This window comes from Bradyrhizobium sp. (assembly GCF_027307225.1).
Classification (GTDB): Bacteria; Pseudomonadota; Alphaproteobacteria; order Rhizobiales; family Xanthobacteraceae; genus Bradyrhizobium.
The window spans coordinates 19,053-36,325 of sequence record NZ_DAHUXJ010000068.1 but is presented as its reverse complement, the minus strand read 5'-3'; the positions used below and the strand labels follow the sequence as shown (position 1 = coordinate 36,325).

The 17,273-nt window shown below is 62.1% G+C and carries 19 protein-coding genes and 1 riboswitch; of the genes, 6 read left to right on the top strand and 13 right to left on the bottom strand.

Annotated elements, in window-relative coordinates:
* A complete protein-coding gene (locus tag M6D32_RS26950; RefSeq protein ID WP_366145831.1) occupies window positions 1-456 on the top strand; it encodes a PIN domain-containing protein in 456 nt (151 codons plus the stop codon).
* On the opposite strand, the gene M6D32_RS11785 is transcribed toward M6D32_RS26950, so the two are convergent.
* The 9 genes from M6D32_RS11785 to M6D32_RS11745 all read right to left on the bottom strand — a co-directional run bounded on the left by M6D32_RS11785 (window position 345) and on the right by M6D32_RS11745 (window position 8,056).
* Complete coding sequence (locus tag M6D32_RS11785; protein ID WP_298256224.1) at window positions 345-596, bottom strand: hypothetical protein; 252 nt, start codon at window positions 594-596, stop codon at window positions 345-347. The genes M6D32_RS26950 and M6D32_RS11785 overlap by 112 nt on opposite strands.
* Complete coding sequence (locus M6D32_RS11780; protein ID WP_298256221.1) at window positions 583-1,329, bottom strand: hypothetical protein; 747 nt, start codon at window positions 1,327-1,329, stop codon at window positions 583-585. The genes M6D32_RS11785 and M6D32_RS11780 overlap by 14 nt, the downstream gene beginning before the upstream one ends.
* Before the next feature lie 2 nt (window positions 1,330-1,331).
* Window positions 1,332-1,802: a hypothetical protein gene (locus M6D32_RS11775; RefSeq protein WP_298256219.1), complete on the bottom strand. Its 471-nt coding sequence runs from the start codon at window positions 1,800-1,802 to the stop codon at window positions 1,332-1,334.
* A 447-nt stretch (window positions 1,803-2,249) separates the two neighbouring features.
* Window positions 2,250-4,364: a phosphomethylpyrimidine synthase ThiC gene (gene thiC, locus M6D32_RS11770; protein WP_298256217.1), complete on the bottom strand. Its 2,115-nt coding sequence runs from the start codon at window positions 4,362-4,364 to the stop codon at window positions 2,250-2,252.
* Between the two features lie 124 nt (window positions 4,365-4,488).
* Complete coding sequence (locus M6D32_RS11765) at window positions 4,489-5,094, bottom strand: thiamine phosphate synthase (RefSeq protein ID WP_298256215.1); 606 nt, start codon at window positions 5,092-5,094, stop codon at window positions 4,489-4,491.
* Window positions 5,081-5,866, bottom strand: a complete 786-nt coding sequence (locus tag M6D32_RS11760; protein ID WP_298256213.1) for a thiazole synthase — start codon at window positions 5,864-5,866, stop codon at window positions 5,081-5,083. Before M6D32_RS11760 ends, M6D32_RS11765 begins: the two co-directional genes overlap by 14 nt.
* A 147-nt stretch (window positions 5,867-6,013) precedes the next feature.
* Window positions 6,014-6,211, bottom strand: coding sequence for a sulfur carrier protein ThiS (gene thiS, locus M6D32_RS11755; protein ID WP_298256211.1), 198 nt, complete (start codon window positions 6,209-6,211; stop codon window positions 6,014-6,016).
* Complete coding sequence (locus M6D32_RS11750) at window positions 6,202-7,218, bottom strand: FAD-dependent oxidoreductase (RefSeq protein ID WP_298256209.1); 1,017 nt, start codon at window positions 7,216-7,218, stop codon at window positions 6,202-6,204. Before M6D32_RS11750 ends, thiS begins: the two co-directional genes overlap by 10 nt.
* Window positions 7,206-7,376, bottom strand: a riboswitch (TPP riboswitch). (Overlaps the previous gene by 13 nt.)
* A 185-nt stretch (window positions 7,377-7,561) precedes the next feature.
* Entirely contained in the window at window positions 7,562-8,056 is a 495-nt protein-coding gene (locus M6D32_RS11745) for a transglycosylase SLT domain-containing protein (RefSeq protein ID WP_298256207.1), read from the bottom strand.
* Between the two features lie 181 nt (window positions 8,057-8,237).
* Between M6D32_RS11745 and M6D32_RS11740 the strand changes: the two genes are divergently transcribed.
* Both M6D32_RS11740 and M6D32_RS11735 read left to right on the top strand, forming a co-directional pair.
* A complete protein-coding gene (locus M6D32_RS11740; protein WP_298256205.1) occupies window positions 8,238-9,746 on the top strand; it encodes a hypothetical protein in 1,509 nt (502 codons plus the stop codon).
* 181 nt (window positions 9,747-9,927) lie between these two features.
* Window positions 9,928-10,128, top strand: a complete 201-nt coding sequence (locus tag M6D32_RS11735; RefSeq protein WP_298256203.1) for a hypothetical protein — start codon at window positions 9,928-9,930, stop codon at window positions 10,126-10,128.
* 29 nt (window positions 10,129-10,157) lie between these two features.
* Here M6D32_RS11735 and M6D32_RS11730 read toward each other — a convergent pair whose 3' ends face one another.
* Entirely contained in the window at window positions 10,158-11,555 is a 1,398-nt protein-coding gene (locus M6D32_RS11730; RefSeq protein WP_298256201.1) for an ATP-binding protein, read from the bottom strand.
* Window positions 11,552-12,298, bottom strand: a complete 747-nt coding sequence (locus M6D32_RS11725; protein WP_298256199.1) for a response regulator — start codon at window positions 12,296-12,298, stop codon at window positions 11,552-11,554. Before M6D32_RS11725 ends, M6D32_RS11730 begins: the two co-directional genes overlap by 4 nt.
* 204 nt (window positions 12,299-12,502) lie before the next feature.
* Between M6D32_RS11725 and M6D32_RS11720 the strand changes: the two genes are divergently transcribed.
* The 3 genes from M6D32_RS11720 to M6D32_RS11710 all read left to right on the top strand — a co-directional run bounded on the left by M6D32_RS11720 (window position 12,503) and on the right by M6D32_RS11710 (window position 13,651).
* Complete coding sequence (locus M6D32_RS11720) at window positions 12,503-12,742, top strand: hypothetical protein (RefSeq protein WP_298256197.1); 240 nt, start codon at window positions 12,503-12,505, stop codon at window positions 12,740-12,742.
* Window positions 12,724-13,269, top strand: coding sequence for a PRC-barrel domain-containing protein (locus M6D32_RS11715; RefSeq protein WP_298256195.1), 546 nt, complete (start codon window positions 12,724-12,726; stop codon window positions 13,267-13,269). Before M6D32_RS11720 ends, M6D32_RS11715 begins: the two co-directional genes overlap by 19 nt.
* A gap of 169 nt (window positions 13,270-13,438) precedes the next feature.
* Window positions 13,439-13,651, top strand: coding sequence for a dodecin family protein (locus tag M6D32_RS11710; RefSeq protein ID WP_298256193.1), 213 nt, complete (start codon window positions 13,439-13,441; stop codon window positions 13,649-13,651).
* A gap of 157 nt (window positions 13,652-13,808) precedes the next feature.
* Here M6D32_RS11710 and M6D32_RS11705 read toward each other — a convergent pair whose 3' ends face one another.
* Window positions 13,809-15,023: an ABC transporter substrate-binding protein gene (locus M6D32_RS11705; RefSeq protein WP_298256191.1), complete on the bottom strand. Its 1,215-nt coding sequence runs from the start codon at window positions 15,021-15,023 to the stop codon at window positions 13,809-13,811.
* Between the two features lie 234 nt (window positions 15,024-15,257).
* Complete coding sequence (locus M6D32_RS11700; RefSeq protein ID WP_298256189.1) at window positions 15,258-16,805, bottom strand: DUF4403 family protein; 1,548 nt, start codon at window positions 16,803-16,805, stop codon at window positions 15,258-15,260.
* Window positions 16,806-17,273 lie beyond the last annotated feature (468 nt).

Genomic DNA, 17,273 nt, shown 5'->3' with positions numbered 1-17,273 from the left:
TTGCCAGTTGAATTGATTTATTGGGATAGCGACGCGTTTCTCGGATGGCTCCAGTCAGAGGCCGGTAAGGCGCAGCTGTGCGAGGGCACCCTGATGCGCGCGGATGCGGGCGAAGTGCTCATCGTGACGTCGACGCTTACAATCGCTGAAGTACTTTGGATGCGAAACGCACCTCCGATTCCGAAGGACAAGGCCGAAATCGTTCGCAGATTCTTTCGCCGATCCTGCATGAGACTCCGCAACGTCACTCGCGTTGTCTCAGAGAGCGCTCAAGAACTAGTTTGGGACCACGGAATACGCCCCAAAGACGCCATTCACGTCGCGACCGCGCTTGAGGCGAAAGTTCAGGCGCTGGAGACATTCGATGACGGCTTGCTCAAAAAAACCGGAGTGGTCGGCATACCGCCGTTGTTGATCAGAAAGCCCATCGCGCCCGCGCAAAGAAAGCTGTTGTGAACGCGGCCTGCTGTAGCTTCTTCGAACGCATTGCGGAGGCCGCCGGGTACGTTGATCACCTCGCGCGACTTGGGGGCGGCAACGTCGAGAAAACCAACCAGCGGAGCGGGCGCTCGAACCGCCATCTCAGTCTTCGCCATCTTTCGGTTTCAGTGAACGTATCAGAGGATGTTGCTTTCTTAAGGAGAGCTCGAATTCCTGAACATTGCCCAATACGGGAGGGACCAAGTCTAAATTTTCTGAATTCATGAGCTGCTGATCTTGCACACTGGCCAGCACCTTAATGCTTTCCGTTCTTATCGACGGCGACCACTCCGAATAAAAGCCGTCAACACCGCGCAAGCGAATTGTTGCTCCCGTCGCCGCGGGCAACTTCACCAAATTCATTAGTTGTTCGAACCGCTCCGGTGAGACAACGATCGATAGCTGAATCCAATCCGGCTCGGTTACGTCTTCGAAATCCCACTCAGCCGTATAACTTGCGCTACCTGACAACTGACAATATTCGTTTTTGTCGTCCTTCGCTTTGTAGATAAAGAAGCTAAACCGATCTATTCGTCGCCGAGTCCCGAACATAGAGTAGAAGCCCGCCTCTCGGCGCTCCACAGAAGGGCGCAATCTTCCATAGAGATATTCCCGCACCTCGCTCGACAGAGGGGCGTCGGTGTCATGTGCCCCATCATCTTTCTTCATCTCAAGCGTATACGACGTGCTCAATTCTAGAACTTCGAATGCCACAGACCAGTCCCATGGAATCTGGTCATGGCCGATTTGTTTTCCGTGTGCATCAAACTCCTTGATGGACCACGAATACAAACTCTTGTGTTCGCGCTCGGTACTAAGAACGACCCGATGGTCCAAGTTGTATTCCATGATTATGCGTCTTTCGTGAAGCCGGCGAACATCCAGCCGATCAGCCAGGAGGCCAGATAGGCGACGACGGCGCAGATGCCAGTAACGATCATGCCGTAACCGAGCGCTTCAGCGCCGTTGCTCGTGACAAACACCGGGTCTGGCGCATCGGCAAGCGCGATCACTTCGCGAACCGATTTGCGATAGAGGCCGTCTTCGACGCAGCCGCCGACGTCATAATCGAGTGCATCACTGTAGGACTTTGTTCTGAATGTGTAGCCGGCGCGCGCGAGCCGCGCGACGCACTGCGCGCTCTCATGAGAACGAGTCGCATCGTTGTACAGCTCTTTGGCGACGAAGATGGTGATCGTCCCGCCTGTCAGCGCCACCAGCACGGCAACGACTGCGCCAATCCGAGTGAAGCCCCTTATGAAGCGCGCTCCGGCAGTCAGCTGCGTAGCAGGTCGATCCCGATAAGGTCGCAGATCGCTCATTGCGTGTGCGCTCCGGCTCCCTTTTTGCAGGCGTAAGCGACATGAAGCGCTCGTCCGAGGCCAAGCGCCATGATCAGCGCCAGTATGAGTCCTTTCATGTTCATCGATCCTCGCAGCACGCCACGTATTGGCGGCCAAGGAGGGCTTTTACAACCGATGGGCGCGTCTATCCCCAGTTTCTCCGCTCAATGATCGAGCGACTTGACGTAAATGCATGAAACAACTTGCATTTCCCACAGGAATATTTTCCGATTCCAGATTTCACATCCTCCGGGAGCAATGATTGGACCCCAGCCGCGCTGTGAGGCAGGCGGGTCCTGTCCATCCAACCCTCGCCCCGACCCTTGAGGATTTCGCCCCGTTGAGGACTTCTCATGGGTCGGCGCGCCTCGCCCGCCCCTTTATTTTTGATAGACTTCTCAGGTTCGCTCGGTAGGCGAGGAAAGCTCACAACACCTTGTTGCTGTCCTTCACCTTGTCCGCATCGAGATAGACGTTGGCGCCCATCTCCTTGAACTTGGCGCTCATCTGCGCCATGCCTTTCTCCGCTTCATCCTTCGAGACGGCGCTGCGCGCCTCCTCAGGATGAGGCTGGCCAATGCCAGCCGGATCATTGAGCGTCGCCGCATAGTCGCGCACGTCCTGCGTGATCTTCATCGAGCAGAACTTTGGGCCGCACATCGAGCAGAAATGCGCCACCTTGTGCGCTTCCTTCGGCAGCGTTTCGTCGTGGAATTTGCACGCCGTTTCGGGATCAAGGCCGAGGTTGAACTGGTCCTCCCAGCGGAAGTCGAAGCGCGCGCGTGACAGCGCATCGTCGCGCAGTTGTGCCGCCGGGTGGCCCTTCGCAAGGTCGGAGGCGTGCGCCGAGATCTTGTAGGTGATCACGCCGGTCTTGACGTCGTTGCGGTCGGGGAGGCCCAGATGTTCCTTCGGCGTCACGTAACACAGCATCGCGCAGCCGAACCAGCCAATCATGGCAGCGCCGATGCCCGAGGTGATGTGGTCGTAGCCCGGCGCGATGTCGGTGGTCAGCGGGCCAAGCGTGTAGAACGGCGCCTCGCCGCATTCCTTGAGCTGCTTGTCCATGTTGATCTTGATCTTGTGCATCGGCACATGGCCGGGGCCTTCGATCATGACCTGGCAGCCCTTGTCCCACGCAATCTTGGTGAGTTCGCCGAGCGTTTCCAGTTCGGCGAATTGCGCGCGGTCGTTGGCGTCCGCAATCGAGCCCGGACGCAATCCGTCGCCCAATGAGAACGACACATCGTATTTGCGCATCAGGTCGCAGATCTCGTCGAAATGGGTGTACAGGAAGCTCTCCTTGTGATGCGCCAGGCACCACTTCGCCATGATCGAGCCGCCGCGCGAGACGATGCCGGTGACGCGGTTGGCCGTAAGGTGGATGTAGGGCAGGCGCACGCCGGCATGGATCGTGAAGTAGTCGACGCCCTGTTCGCATTGTTCGATCAGCGTGTCCTTGTAGAGCTCCCATGTCAGCTTGACGGGATCTCCGTCGCACTTCTCCAGCGCCTGATAGATCGGCACCGTGCCGATCGGCACCGGCGAATTGCGCAGGATCCATTCGCGCGTGGTGTGGATGTTGCGCCCGGTCGAGAGGTCCATCACGGTGTCGGCGCCCCAGCGGATCGCCCACACCATCTTGTCGACTTCCTCTTCCACCGACGAGGTCACCGCCGAGTTGCCGATATTGGCGTTGATCTTGGTCAGGAAGTTGCGGCCGATGATCATCGGCTCGAGTTCGCCGTGGTTGATGTTGGAGGGGATAATCGCGCGACCACGCGCGATCTCGGAGCGCACGAACTCCGGCGTGATGAAGGCCGCCACCGCGGCGCCAAAGCTTTCGCCGTCGGCTAGAGCTGCTTCCGCGCGCTCGAGCTGTTGCTTGCGGCCGAGGTTTTCGCGCGTCGCCACGTAGATCATTTCCTTGGTGATGATCCCGGCGCGGGCGAATTCAAGCTGCGTTACCATTGGCGGATGGCCAGGTCCGCGCGACCATGCGAGGCCTCTCTGTTCCCCTCCCGTCTCTCCAACTCCCTCCCCCCTTGTGGGGGAGGGTTGGGGAGGGGGGTAACCTTGAACAGCAGCGCTTGCGACCACCCCCACCCCCGACCCCTCCCCACAAGGGGGAGGGGAGCTAAGATCGCGGGGGGAGGGAACGGAAGCATCGAGGCCGCGCAGCGGCTGGTGATGCGCGGTGAAGGCCTTGGCGGCGTGCGCGGTGCCGACATTACCGTTGTCTTCCGGCTTGATGCTGCGCCCCTGATATTCCTCGACGCCGCCGCGCTCCTTAACCCAGGCGGTGCGAGCGCGGGCCAGGCCTTTGTTGACGTCGATCACGACGCTGGGGTCGGTATAGGGACCGGAGGTGTCATAGACGGGCAGGTTTGGCTCGCCCGCACCTTCGGAGAGAATGATCTCGCGCAAGGGTACGCGCAGATCGCTCGCCGCATCGGGCGTGGAGAAGATCTTGCGCGAGGAGGGCAACGGGCCCGTGGTCACGGCGGGAAGGGTCGTGTCGGGATTGGAGCGGATGTTCATGTGGTCCTCCTTACTTGTCGTCATTCCGGGATGGTCCGAAGGACCAGACCCGGAATCTCGAGATTCCGGGTCTGGTGCTACGCACCATCCCGGAATGACGGTTGGTGTGGGATCGGTATTCATTTCACGCGGCCTCCTTCAGCCCGAGCCAGGCGCGCACGCGCTTGTCCGGGTCGGCGTTCTGGGTGACGTCGGAAACGACCGCGATCGAGTCCGCGCCGGCGGCGTAGATCTCGCTCGCGTGTTCGAGCTTGATGCCGCCGATCGCGACGAGCGGAACCTCGCCGACGCGCTTCTTCCATTCGGCGATCTTTGGGATTCCCTGCGGCGCAAAGCGCATCGATTTCAGCGTGGTCGGAAAGATCGGGCCGAGCGCGACATAGTCGGGCTTGGCCGCAAGCGCGTTCGCCAGTTCCCCATCGTCGTGGGTCGAGATGCCCAGTGTGAGGCCCGCGCCCCTGATCGCCGCCACATCGGCGTCCGCCAGATCTTCCTGGCCAAGATGCAGATGCTTTGCGCCGGCTTCGATCGCCGCGCGCCAGTAGTCGTTGACCACGAGCCTGGCGTCGGTGCCGTGAATGACCTCGAGTGCGTCCTTCACCGTCTGCAACGCGTCGGCGTCGTTCAGATTCTTGGCGCGCAGCTGAATCGTGCCGACGCCAAGCAGCGCAAGCCGCGCGACCCAGGCGACGCTATCGACCACAGGATAAAAGCGATCAGGATACGGCATGCCAGAACGGGGTCCCAACGACGGGGGTTGAAGGGGAGGCGAAGTCGCGCGCTTCCATTAATCCGGCTTCAAAGGCCGTGCGCCCGGCTTCGACGCCGGCGCGGAACGCTTTTGCCATCGCGACGGGATCGGCGGCCCTGGCGATGGCGGTGTTGAGCAGCACGGCGTCGTAACCAAGCTCGAGCGCGCGGGCGGCATGGCTCGGCGCGCCCAGGCCCGCGTCGACCACGAGCGACACGTCAGGCAGGCGGTCGCGCAGGAGTTTCAGCGCATCGGGATTGATGATGCCGCGCGCCGAGCCGATCGGCGCCGCCCAGGGCATCACCACCTTGCAGCCGGCGTCGACCAGCCGCATCGCCACCGACAAATCCTCGGTGCAATAGGGGAACACCTCAAAGCCATCCTTGATCAGGATGGAGGCCGCCTCGACGAGGCCGACCACGTCAGGCTGCAGGGTATCGTTGTCCGCGATCACTTCCAGCTTGATCCAGCTCGTGCCGAACAATTCGCGGGCGAGTTTTGCGGTCGTCACGGCTTCGCGCACGCTGCGGCAGCCGGCGGTGTTCGGCAGCACCGTCACGTCGAGCTCGCGGATCAGATTCCAGAAGGCGTCGCCGGTCTTGCCACCGGCGGCCTCGCGCCGCAGCGACACGGTGACGATTTCGGCAGCCGAGGCGCGGATCGCACTCTGCATGATCGTGGGCGACGGATAGAGCGCCGTGCCGATCAAGAGACGGGAAGCGAAGGTTTTGCCGTAGAAAGTTAGTGGCATATCAGTATTCCAGTCCACAGGTCGTCATCCCCGCGAAAGCGGGGATCCAGTATTCCAGAGCAGCAGAGGCGAAGCCGAGAGGTCGCGGCGTACTGGATCGCCCGATCAAGTCGGGCGATGACAGCGGAGTTTGCAGGTTGCTCATCCTCACCCTCCCTGCCGCGGCGTGATGATTTCGATCTCGTCGCCGGCTTTCAGATGCGTCTCCGCCCAGCGGCTTCTCGGCAGCACGTCGTAGTTCACCGCGACCGCGAAATGCGTGCCCTCGTAATCGAGTTCGCCAAGCAGCGCAGCGACGCTCATCGAGGGAATCTCGCGCTCTTCGCCGTTGATGATCACGCGCATTGCATTACCTCGTTGTCGATGGTGCCGCGCTCGACATAACCGAGCGTCAGTTCGGCGAGCGCCGGCGCCAAAAGAAAGCCGTGGCGATAAAGCCCGTTCACCGCGATCTTCCCGTTCTTGATCGCAATGCGCGGCAGGTTGTCCGGAAAGGCCGGGCGAAGGCCCGAGCCGAATTCGAGGATGCGCGCTTCGGCGAAGGCGGGATGGACGGCATAGGCCGCGCCGAGAAGCTCGAGCGCGGAGCGGACACTGACGCCGGCACTTTCGGTCTCGAGCGAAGTCGCGCCCAGCATGAAACGGCCGCCGCCGCGCGGGATGATGTAGAGGGGAAATCGCGGATGGACCAGCCGCACCGGACGCGACAGTTCCACCTCGTCGCTCTCGATCAGGATGAGTTCGCCCTTGACGCCGCGAAGCTCGCCCTGCGCCTGGCGCGCCGCAAGCCCGCGGCAATCGATCACGGTGCCGTCGAGTTGGTCCGGCTCGACCGCGCTGTTGAATTCGATGCTGCCGCCGAGCGCGCGAATGCGCGCGTGCAGTTCGCCCAGGATCTTGCGCGGCTCGACATGGCCCTCGTCCGGATAGAACAGGCCTTCGCGAAAGCGCCCGTCGAGCGAAGGTTCGATCTCGCTGACGCCTTGCGCGTCCAGCCGCCGATATCCCGATGTCAGCCGCGCAAAGCGCTCGAAGTCAGCCCGGTCGCGCGCGTGCGCCACCACCAGCGAGCCGTTGAACGGGGTATCGGGAAAATAATCCCGCCAGAGCGTGAGGGAGCGAAGGCCGAGCCGGACGATCACGGGCTCGGTCGATTCCGCCTCGCACCAGGGGGCGAGCATGCCGCCGGCCCAGTAACTGGTGGACTGCGTCATCGTGGCGTCACTGCGCTCGTGCAGCGTGACCGCGCGGCCGGACTGCGCAAGCAGCAAAGCATGCCAGGCGCCTGCGACGCCTGCACCGATGATAGAAATCGGGGATTGTCCCCTCGGACTAGTCGAACTCTGATACATCCCTGTCCCTTCGCCGGCATGACCCGGATCAGGTTCAAAGGGTCACCGCGGTCTCTTGATCCCAACGACATGATCCTTCGGACAGCGTCCTTTGGATCATTCTGGAACCAGAGGGTGCGGTCTCTCAGCTCCTCGTCGGAGCTCCCCTCGGAACAGCTCTAATTTAATCCCCTGATGCGGCGTGTCAACGCGGCCTCGGCCGGTTTGCTCCAATCGGAGGACGTGATGCACGGCTTTTGGAACCTGCCACCGTGCCCCGGACGCGGTGCAGCGCGTCAGCGGCGCACCGCTGATCCCGGGTCCACATTAATTGGAAGCGCTTGGGTCCCGGATCAGCAGCGCGTCACTTCGCGCCGCGCCGCGTCCGGGACACGAGCCTATCCTGCGCAGCTACCGGCGTGATCACCAGCGGTTCGGGATGTCTGGCATGCGCCATTCGCTGACGTTTGGCGGCGTAGTAGTAGCCGCCCGCATAGTACGCGACGGCGCGGTTGTGATTGCCGCCTGCGGCGCGATAGGCGCCGGCGAGATATTTCACGGCGTAGGTGAGGTTGGTGTCGGGATCGCGCAGGCCCTCGGCGGTCCCGGTGTAGCCAAGGCCGCGCGCGGTCGCGAGCTTGATCTGCATCAAGCCGATCGTGCCGCCGCGTCCGACCAGGGACGCATTATAGCGGCTTTCGCGCAGGATGACCCGGTGGACCAGCTCGACCGGCACGCCATTGGCCTGCGCGTGCCTGGCGACCATTTCGTCATATTGGCTGCGCTGGGCGAGCGCTGCTTCCGGGAACAGCAGGGCCGCTGCAAGCGCAAGCGAGGCGAGGGTTAACAGACGCTTCATGAAGTGGCCTCCGGGCGGGGCCGAACCGGTGGAAAGCGCGACAACGCGCGCCTTTATTCGCCATGGATATGGCGAAAACCCGGCCTTGTTCGGCAAATCCCGAGCCGCGGGTTTACCCGGAATTATGCCCTGATGTGCTTCGATCGGGCCTGAAAACCCGAAGGAATTGCGGAAGTCTCCCATGACCCTGGCTACCGCCGACGCTGTGCCCGACAGCAAAGCCCTGCGCGGCTCGCTGCCGCTGTGGATCGGTGTCGCGATCTACGCAATGCTCGTCGTCGTCAGCGGCGATCGCCTGCTGCTCGATCCCGATACGCAATGGCAGATTACCGTCGGGAAATGGATCCTCGACCATCACGCGGTGCCACACACCGACGTCTACTCTTTCACCATGCGCGGTCAGCCCTGGATCTCGACGCAATGGCTGGCGCAGGTTCTCTACGCCAAGGTCTATGCCTGGTTCGGCTGGACCGGACCGGTGGCGCTGGCGGCTCTCGGAAGTGCCGCAACGTTCGCGCTGCTGGCGCGATATCTCGTCCGAAACCTGAGCGACAGCGCCGCGGTGGTCTTTGTCGCCGTGGCGCTGGCGTTGACGGCGCCACATCTGCTGGCTCGGCCGCACGTGCTAGCGCTGCCGATCATGGTTGTCTGGATCGGTGAGTTGATCGCAGCCGCCGACCGGCGCGAGGCGCCGTCGTTCATGCTGCTGCCGCTGATGGTGCTGTGGGCGAACCTTCATGGTGGCTTCGTGTTTGGCTTGATGATGGTTGCGCCGATCGCGCTCGATTGCCTGATCCAGGCGCCGCCCGGCAATCGGGTATCGCTCGCGATGCGGTGGGCGGTCTTTGCCGCGCTGGCCATTGCCGCGAGTTGTTGCACGCCCTATGGCTGGGATTCGCTGCTGGCGTCGCGGAAGATTCTGGCGCTAGGCAGCGCGTTGCCGCTGATCACCGAATGGCGCGCCGCCGATTTCACCACGGTGCATCCGCTGGAAATCTGTTTGCTCGGCGGCGTCGCTCTTGCGCTCTACCGCGGCATCACCCTGCCGCCGATGCGCATCGTGATCCTGCTCGGGCTCCTTCACATGGCGCTGTCGCAGGGGCGAGCAGCGGAACTTCTCGCGCTCCTGTCGCCGCTCGTGCTGGCAAATCCGCTTGCCCGCCAGCTCGACGGCGCGCAAGCGGCATCCTCGCTTCCATGGAAGCCGCTTCGTGGCACCATCGTCGCAGCCCTTGCCGTCGTGCTCGCGGGCGGCACGCTGGGCTTCGCTTCGATCCATCGCTTTGCACCGTATACCGGCAACTCGCCGGTGCAGGCCGTCACCGAATTGAAGAAGCTCAAACTCGAGCGGGTCTTCAACGACTACGACTTCGGCGGCTATCTGATCGCCAGCGGGGTTGCGCCTTTCATCGACGGCCGCACCGAGCTCTATGGCGAGAAATTCTTTGTCGATCACAACAACGCGTCCGGCCTGATGGAGCCGGAGAATTTGTTCCGCCTGCTGAAGGAATATGACATCCAGGTGACGCTGATGCGTACGCGAAGTGCGGCGACCAAGCTGCTCGATCACATGGATGGCTGGCAGAAGGTCTATAGCGACGACATCGCCACGATCCATGTCCGCAAGGCTGACGCATTGCATACGATGGAACCGCTCGTGGAACCCGCGATTGCGGCGGGCGCGAAGTAACCTGGCGCACGACATCACGAATAAACGGAAAATTTGATTCATCGCGGCGACGCGTCGCGGTGACTCTGCCGTTGAATTGCCCCATTACTCGTTCATCTAACATCGTCGGAAGAGTCGATATCCGACAGCAATCCTGTCTGATTAGCTTCAACAACCAAATAAAAAACGGGAGAGATGCGCCATGGCCGGAACCAGATTCCGTTCGTTGCCCCGGGAAAATCCATGCGCCCAGTGCGGCAGGCTGATCGCTCTGCCCGAATGGGTCGAGACTGAGCCCGGCCGCACCTTCTATCTCTGGCGCTGCATGGCCTGCGATTATCGCTTCGAGTCGGTTGCCTATTTCGATTCCGAAGAGGCTGACAACGAAGCGATGGCGGCGTAACGCGACTTTACTCTGCTGCTAGAACGGCACTAGATAATTTTATTTTGCAGCGTTCCTTTGGTTCTGACATTCGTGGAAGTGCTCGCCTCAACAGGGGCACGAATGTCAGAACCGGAACGCTGCCGTATTGGCAGTTCGATGCGCACGATCAGCCCGTTCGGCTGGCGGTCGTGCAGCGAGAGCTTGCCGCCATGCGCCAGCACGATGGCGCGGGCGATCGATAGCCCAAGCCCGAAGCCCGTGGTCTCGTCCATGTTGCGCGCATCGTCGCCGCGCACGAACGGCTCCAGCATCACTTCCTTGCGCGCGTCCGAAATGCCGGGCCCGTCGTCCTCGACCTCGATGGTCGCGGCGTCGGCCGAGATCGAAAGGCGGATGGTGACGAGCGCGCCGTGCCGGACGGAATTTTCGACGAGATTGGTGACGCTGCGGGTGAGGTCGTCCGGCCGCACCGTTGCCATCGCATGTTCCGGGCCCTGATAGGTGACCTTGTGGCCGAAGTCGGCGAACTGGTCGGCGACGAGCTGCAAGGTGGAGGCGATGTCGGCAAGCGTCATGGCTTCGAGCTTGCGGTCGTTGCGCAGGAACGACAGCACCGATTCCAGCATCGCGCGCATCTGGTCGAGATCGCTCATCATGCGGTGACGATGCATCTCGTCGTCGATGAACTCTGCCCTGAGCCGCATCCGCGTGATCGGCGTGCGCAGATCGTGGCTGATCGCAGCCAGCATCTTGGTGCGGTCGTCGATCAGGGTACTGATGCGCTCTCCCATCCGGTTGAGCGCCTTGGCGACGAAGCGGATTTCTTCCGGTCCGCGCTCGGGCAGGGGAGCGGCGGCGCCGTTGACGCTGAAGTTCTCGGCCGCCTTGGCAAAGGCCGATAGCGGCGCCGTCAGTGCGCGCGCGGCCCACAGGCTGAGAAGGCTGACGCTGACGATCACAAACAGCAGCGTCACCATCCACGAGCCGATCCAGTACGGCCGCAGCCGGTCGGGCAGGACTCGCGCCGAAATCATGGCGCCATCCGGAAGTGCAACGCCGACCCTTTGGCGGCTTTGACCATCGGCGACCGCGAAGATGCGATAAGTGCTGTCGAGCCGCCGGTGCAGGCTGCGCAGGTCGAGGCCCTCGACGGCGCTCGCTTCGGGAATCGGGCCCGGCGGCAGCAGCTGGACATCGAGCTTGGGAAAGGCGCGGGCGAGATCAGCGGCCAGCCGCTGGCGTTCGGCGGGAGCTGAAGCGCCGAGCAGCATGACGGCGGCGGCAAACTGGGCATGGCCGCGGTCGATGGTCGGATTCGGCTGGTCCGGCCGGTTGAGCAGGAAGAGGCAAGTCAGGATCGCGTGGATCGCGAGGATCGATGCGATCACCAGCGCGGTGATCTGACCGCCGATGGTCCGCAAGTTCAGGAAGTCGGCCAGTTTCATTTGACGGCATCGAGGGGGGCTGTAGCCGCCTCCACCGCCGGCGTGAACAGATAGCCGCCCGAGCGGACGGTCTTGATCATGCTGGAATCCTGCGGATCGGTTTCGATCTTGCGGCGGATCCGGCTCACCAGCACATCGATCGAGCGTTCGAACGAACCGGCGCTGCGGCCTTGGGTCAGATCGAGCAGGCTGTCGCGCGAGAGCACGCGTCCCGGCCGCTCGCAAAACGCGCGCAGCAGGTCGAACTCGGCCGATGTCATCGCCACGCGCGCGCCCGCCGGATTGCGCAATTCGCGCAGGCGGAAATCGATCCGCCAGCCCTGGAAGGTCAGCGCGGTTGCGCCCATCACGGCGCTCGCGGTTTGCGCGGCGGCCAGCCTGCGCAGCACCGCATTGATGCGGGCGAGCAGCTCGCGCGGATTGAAGGGTTTGGCCAGATAGTCGTCGGCGCCCATCTCGAGGCCGAGGATTCGATCGACGTCCTCGCCGCGTGCGGTCAGCATGATGATAGGCACTTGCGAGTCGCCACGGATCTTGCGACACAGACTCAAGCCGTCTTCGCCGGGCAGCATGACGTCAAGAATCACGAGATCGACGCGATGGTCGGTCATGGCGCGAGCCATTTCGCGCCCGTCATTGGCGGTGATAACGTTGCAGGCGTTGTTGCGGAGATATTTCGCAATCAAGGCCCGCGTTTCACGGTCGTCTTCGACGACCAGGATGTTTGGCGGCACAGCAGGCATCCAAATTCTTTGCCCGAGATTTTGGGCGACAGAACCACCTTTTTTGTTTCCGGATATTTCCGGGCCAGTGCGGCGATTTGAAGCTCGCAACAACTGAATGGCGCGGGAGCTTGGCCCGGTAAGCTTATGTTAATCCTGACATACGGTGATGGGGTAGGAAACCCTTAACCTTGTGGCGCCGGGCAGCCAGGCCCGGAAGAGTGCATGTTTGAGGCCATCATTTTCCTGATCGGAGCAGTCGAGCGGACGGCGCTGCGAGCCGCCCCGTTGGGGCACAATGCCGCCCTCAACGTCCTGACGATCGAGAGTGCGATTTTGGCGTTGAGTGCCGTGGTTCCCCGATGTTCCGGCCGAAAATTACGGGAACCGCGGAACGACAACAAAGGACTGGTGTTTTCTCCTCACCTTTTTGGAAGGAGGAAACAATGTTTGCAAAAACTCTAACGGCCGCGTTGGCCAGTACCGCGTTGCTTGTGACGATTGCGTCGGCGCAAACCCCGACCGCGACCACACCGGCCGCGAAAGCCGATCAAACGAGCGGAGCGCCGATTTCGAAGTCCTCGCTCAAGGGCGATTGGCGCGCGTCCAAGGTCGTCGGCCTCAAGGTCTATAACGACAACAATGAGAGCCTCGGTTCGATCAACGATCTCTTGATGGACAAGGGCGGAAGCATCAAAGCCGTCGTGCTCGGCGTCGGCGGCTTCCTCGGCGTCGGCCAGCATCTGGTCGCGGTTCCGCTCGACAAGGTCAAGTTCGTCAACGAACCGGTCACCTTTACGGGTACGGCGAGCACCAGCAAGCCGGGTGCGGGTGGCGCACGGCCGCCGGCCGCTCCGCCGACCACTACCGGCTCCGCAAGCGGCAGCGGTGCATCTGCGAGCAAGGCGGACCCCTGGTATCCGGATCACGCCGTCTTCAACGCCAACAAGGATGAGTTGAAGGCGATGCCCGAATTCAAATATTCGGAGTGACGCTGGCCAGAACGATACGGCAACGATCACAAAACACAGCGCGCCCGGTTTTTGCCGGGCGCGCTTTGCTTGTGCGGGACTTTGCGCCTTTCAGCGCCGATGTCGCGATGTTAGTCTTGCCGGCGGCAGGAGCACCTGCCTCCTGCCTATTACCGAACGGGAGAACGATATGAGCGAAAGCGTCTACAAGGTCATCGAACTGGTCGGTACCAGCAAGGAATCATGGGAGAAGGCGGCCGCGGCCGCCATCGAAAGGGCCGGCAAAACTCTGCGAGATCTCCGCGTCGCCGAAATCGTCAAGCTCGACCTGCAACTTGATGCCAAAGGCAAGATCGAAGCCTATCGCGCCAAGCTCAACGTCTCGTTCAAATTCGAGGACTGACGAAAAGGCGATCGAGCACAATTGTCCGTGGAAAAACGCGCCCGGTTTTGCCGGGCGCGTTTTTGTTGAGGATTTGAGATTGCGATGGGTTTCGCGGTCACACTCTTTCGTCATCACCGGGGGTCAAGTCCGGCCATGACGCGGAGAGCACGAGGGCTCAATCCTTCTTCACCAGCGGGCAGTTGCCCTTGTCGAGCGGGCGGAAGGCCTCGTCGCCGGGAACGGTGGCGAGCAGCTTGTAGAGATCCCATTCGCCCTTCGATTCCTCGGGCTTCTTGACCTCGAACAGGTACATGTCGTGGACCATGCGGCCGTCGATCCGGATCTTGCCGTTCTTGGCGAAGAAATCGTTGATCGGCGTGGCGCGCATCTGGACCATTACCTTCTGCGCTTCATCGGTGCCGGTGGCGTCGATCGCTTGGAGGTAATGCATGGTGGCCGAATAGAGGCCGGCCTGGATCATGGTCGGCATTTTGCCGACCTTTGCGTAGAAGCGCTTGGAGAAGGCGCGCGTCTCGTCGTTCATGTCCCAGTAGAACGCATCGGTGACGATCAGCCCCTGCGTCGCCTTGATGCCGAGCGAGTGCGTGTCGGTGATTTCCTGCAACAGCGCGATCATCTTCTGGCCGCCCTGGACGATGCCGAACTCGGCCGCCTGCTTCAGTGCGTTGGTGGTGTCGCCACCGGCATTGGCGAGCGCAATCACCTTGGCCTTGGAGGCCTGCGCCTGCAGCAGGAAGGAGGAGAAGTCGGACGAGTTCAGGGGGTGACGGACGGCACCGAGCACCTTGCCGCCGCTTTCCTTGACGACGTTGGCCGCGTCACGCTCCAGCGCATGGCCGAAGGCATAATCGGCGGTGACGAAGAACCAGGTGTCTTCGCCGCGCTTGACCATCGCCTTGCCGGCGACGTTGGAGAGCGCATAGGTGTCATAGGTATAGTGCACGGTGTTCGGCGAGCAGGCGACGCCGGTGAGGTCGGAACTGCCGGCGCCTGAATTCATGAGGATCTTGTTCTTCTCCCGCGTCAGCTGCGAGATTGCCAGCGCGACGGAAGAAGTCGGAACGTCGAAGATCGCGTCAACCTTGTCGTTGTCATACCAGTTGCGGGCAATGCTGACGCCGACGTCGGGCTTGTTCTGGTGATCGGCAGAAACGACCTCGATCGGCTTGCCCTTCACCTTGCCGCCGTAATCGGCGACCGCCATCTGCACGGCGGTAAGCGAGCCCTTGCCGGTGGCGTCCGCATAAAGGCTCGACATGTCGGTCAGCACGCCGATCTTGACGACGTCGTCGGAAATTTGCGCGCTCGCCGCGCCGCAGGATGCGGCAAAAGCGACAGCGGCCAGCAACGTCGCGGTGAAGGATTTCATGGTCGCATTCTCCCCTTGGTGTTGATGCTTGTTTTATGCCGCTGTTTTACCGGGCTTCGGCTTTGTCCGTAAAGGCTGAAGGTTGGGCGCGTAGCGCATTCGGCCGCTCTTGATCCCTCCCCCGCGGAACGCGTGGGCAGGGAAGGCCGAAGCGGAGCGAGGCCAGGGTGGGGGGTCTTTGAACCACCCCCACCGCTCGCTGCGCTCGCCTGGGGAGGGATACAAAGATGGCTCTCAAAGCCCCGGGAGCGCCGCCACCGTGACATTGATGGTGCCGGAGACCTCGGCAATCAGGCGTAGCGTCCTGGAATCGTAGGCGATGTCCGCGAGCGCGAGGCTGCTAACAGCCGTCGTCACCCGCACGCTGTCGTCGTTCTTCTGCAAATCGGAGATGGCGCTTGCGATCATCTTCTGCGCATCGCCCAGGAACGGCTTCAAGTCCACCGTGGTCTTCTCGGCCAGCGTCTTTTGCAGATGCGGCATGACCGCGCGAGCCGCCGCTCCGAGCAGACCGAAGGCGGCCTCCGATTCAACCCCCATCTCGACGTCGGTGAGCCGCAGGATCTGGTTCGCCTTGTCGAGCACCGGCTTGCCCCAGATATGCACGGTCGCCTCGCCGCCCAACGAGAAGAAGCTTTTCTCCTTGGCGTGGAGCAGGAGCGAAATCAAAAGCCGGTCGCCCGAAGCGGAAACCTCGGCGCGCTTCACGGTCACGTTCACCGAACCCGAGCCGTCCTCGGGGAAGGTACGCCCGACCAGCTGCGCTTCGACGATCTTGTCGACTTCGGTAAAGGGAATGTCGATCGGGATATCGATGGCCACGGCCGGCTGCGTCGGCGGCACTACCGAAAGCTTTGCCGGGAACGGGCACAGCGGCGTGGTCTGCTTCGACGTGATGCGGGTTTCCGCCTCGATGCCAACCGTCATGGTGACCGCCGTCGCGCTCACGTTAGGCTGCACCGCGACCGCCCGCGTCGGCCGCAATTCAAGCCACAGCGGCGGCGCCGGGGCGCTGCTCGTTTGCAATGGGATCGAGCGGCACGCCTTGGCCCACTGAATGCGCGCGTTGTGCTCGAACGAGGAGTCGTTGTGGATGCGGTTGTCCGCGGCTACGATCTGATCGGCGACGTTCTTGTCGAGCAGCGGCTTGATCTCCGTAGGAACGTTGAGGCGCGCGCCGGCGACCGACATGGTGGTGTCGCCGAGATTGACCTGGCCGCTCAGGTTCGGCTCGATGCGCCAGTTGGCGCCGAATTTCGGCCGCGCCGTCACGGTCACATTGCCCTTGATCTCGGCGTTGGCATTCACATTCTTGATGTTGATGCTGGCGATCTGCTTGCTGACATTGGTCCCAAGCAGTCCGCCGATCGCATCACCCACCGCGCCCGTTGTCTTGGCCGCCAGCGAACCGGCGACGTTCAGTCTTCCGGTCAGCGCGGTGTTCAGCGACAACGTGTCCTGCCCGCCGGTGATCCCGATCGGCCCGCGCGAGGCGGTCCAGCCGATATCGGCGTTTTGCAGAAGCTGCGAGACCGGATTTTCGGCCTTACCTGAAAAGTTGCGTGGTGCGCCGCGGTCAGCCGCATTGCGGATCGCGGTAATGGGAATCGTCACCTGCGCCAGGATCACCGAACTGCCGGGAGCGGGCGGCAACGGCGGCAGGTTGGCGACGGCGGCCGGGCGCAAGCTCCCGCGCGGCGACACCCAATCCATCACCTTCAGGCTGACAAAAAACGATCCCGCCACCACCGCGATCGCGAGCAGAATGATCTTAAGCCGCATTGTCCCCCCAGGCTGATTCAACGGAGGATTTTACAGGGGCGGGCAGGTCGGCGCCAGTGCAGCGGCTCGGCATAGACAGGCTTAAGCCCTTAAAGCCGGGCGGCAATGTGTTCGAATTGTAACCGGGCGGAAAGAAGAAAGGGCCGGGGGCACCGCCTTCGATGATCACCCGACACTCGAGAATGGCTTGGTTGCTTCATCAGATGCTTCATCTCGCTGTCAAGAAGCGGGAAAACGAGAGCTGTGCGGGAGCAGGAACCGAGGAAACGGCAGCGATCCGAAAATCAAAGTCGTTAACCTCCATGACGTCACACGCCTGAAATATCTCTGACGCAACGTCGCGCCTCAAGGAATCAGCAAGGCCGAATCGGAAGGCTAGTGCCGCCCATTTGAAGTCCCCGCTCCGCAAGCGGCGAGTCCAGTTCGGGGACTTCAAATGGAAAGCGACACTAGAATCGAAAATTTGGC

What these genes read in the sequence shown, in the direction of transcription:
- M6D32_RS11715 (WP_298256195.1), top strand. Translation starts at nt 12,724, where the DNA reads ATGTTTGCAAAAACTCTAACGGCCGCGTTGGCCAGTACCGCGTTGCTT.
- thiS (WP_298256211.1), bottom strand. Translation starts at nt 6,211, where the DNA reads ATGCGCGTGATCATCAACGGCGAAGAGCGCGAGATTCCCTCGATGAGC.
- M6D32_RS11740 (WP_298256205.1), top strand. Translation starts at nt 8,238, where the DNA reads ATGACCCTGGCTACCGCCGACGCTGTGCCCGACAGCAAAGCCCTGCGC.
- M6D32_RS11725 (WP_298256199.1), bottom strand. Translation starts at nt 12,298, where the DNA reads ATGCCTGCTGTGCCGCCAAACATCCTGGTCGTCGAAGACGACCGTGAA.
- M6D32_RS11785 (WP_298256224.1), bottom strand. Translation starts at nt 596, where the DNA reads ATGGCGAAGACTGAGATGGCGGTTCGAGCGCCCGCTCCGCTGGTTGGT.
- thiC (WP_298256217.1), bottom strand. Translation starts at nt 4,364, where the DNA reads ATGAACATCCGCTCCAATCCCGACACGACCCTTCCCGCCGTGACCACG.
- M6D32_RS11775 (WP_298256219.1), bottom strand. Translation starts at nt 1,802, where the DNA reads ATGAGCGATCTGCGACCTTATCGGGATCGACCTGCTACGCAGCTGACT.
- M6D32_RS11760 (WP_298256213.1), bottom strand. Translation starts at nt 5,866, where the DNA reads ATGCCACTAACTTTCTACGGCAAAACCTTCGCTTCCCGTCTCTTGATC.
- M6D32_RS11780 (WP_298256221.1), bottom strand. Translation starts at nt 1,329, where the DNA reads ATGGAATACAACTTGGACCATCGGGTCGTTCTTAGTACCGAGCGCGAA.
- M6D32_RS11710 (WP_298256193.1), top strand. Translation starts at nt 13,439, where the DNA reads ATGAGCGAAAGCGTCTACAAGGTCATCGAACTGGTCGGTACCAGCAAG.
- M6D32_RS11700 (WP_298256189.1), bottom strand. Translation starts at nt 16,805, where the DNA reads ATGCGGCTTAAGATCATTCTGCTCGCGATCGCGGTGGTGGCGGGATCG.
- M6D32_RS11720 (WP_298256197.1), top strand. Translation starts at nt 12,503, where the DNA reads ATGTTTGAGGCCATCATTTTCCTGATCGGAGCAGTCGAGCGGACGGCG.
- M6D32_RS11705 (WP_298256191.1), bottom strand. Translation starts at nt 15,023, where the DNA reads ATGAAATCCTTCACCGCGACGTTGCTGGCCGCTGTCGCTTTTGCCGCA.
- M6D32_RS11745 (WP_298256207.1), bottom strand. Translation starts at nt 8,056, where the DNA reads ATGAAGCGTCTGTTAACCCTCGCCTCGCTTGCGCTTGCAGCGGCCCTG.
- M6D32_RS11750 (WP_298256209.1), bottom strand. Translation starts at nt 7,218, where the DNA reads ATGTATCAGAGTTCGACTAGTCCGAGGGGACAATCCCCGATTTCTATC.
- M6D32_RS11765 (WP_298256215.1), bottom strand. Translation starts at nt 5,094, where the DNA reads ATGCCGTATCCTGATCGCTTTTATCCTGTGGTCGATAGCGTCGCCTGG.
- M6D32_RS11735 (WP_298256203.1), top strand. Translation starts at nt 9,928, where the DNA reads ATGGCCGGAACCAGATTCCGTTCGTTGCCCCGGGAAAATCCATGCGCC.
- M6D32_RS11730 (WP_298256201.1), bottom strand. Translation starts at nt 11,555, where the DNA reads ATGAAACTGGCCGACTTCCTGAACTTGCGGACCATCGGCGGTCAGATC.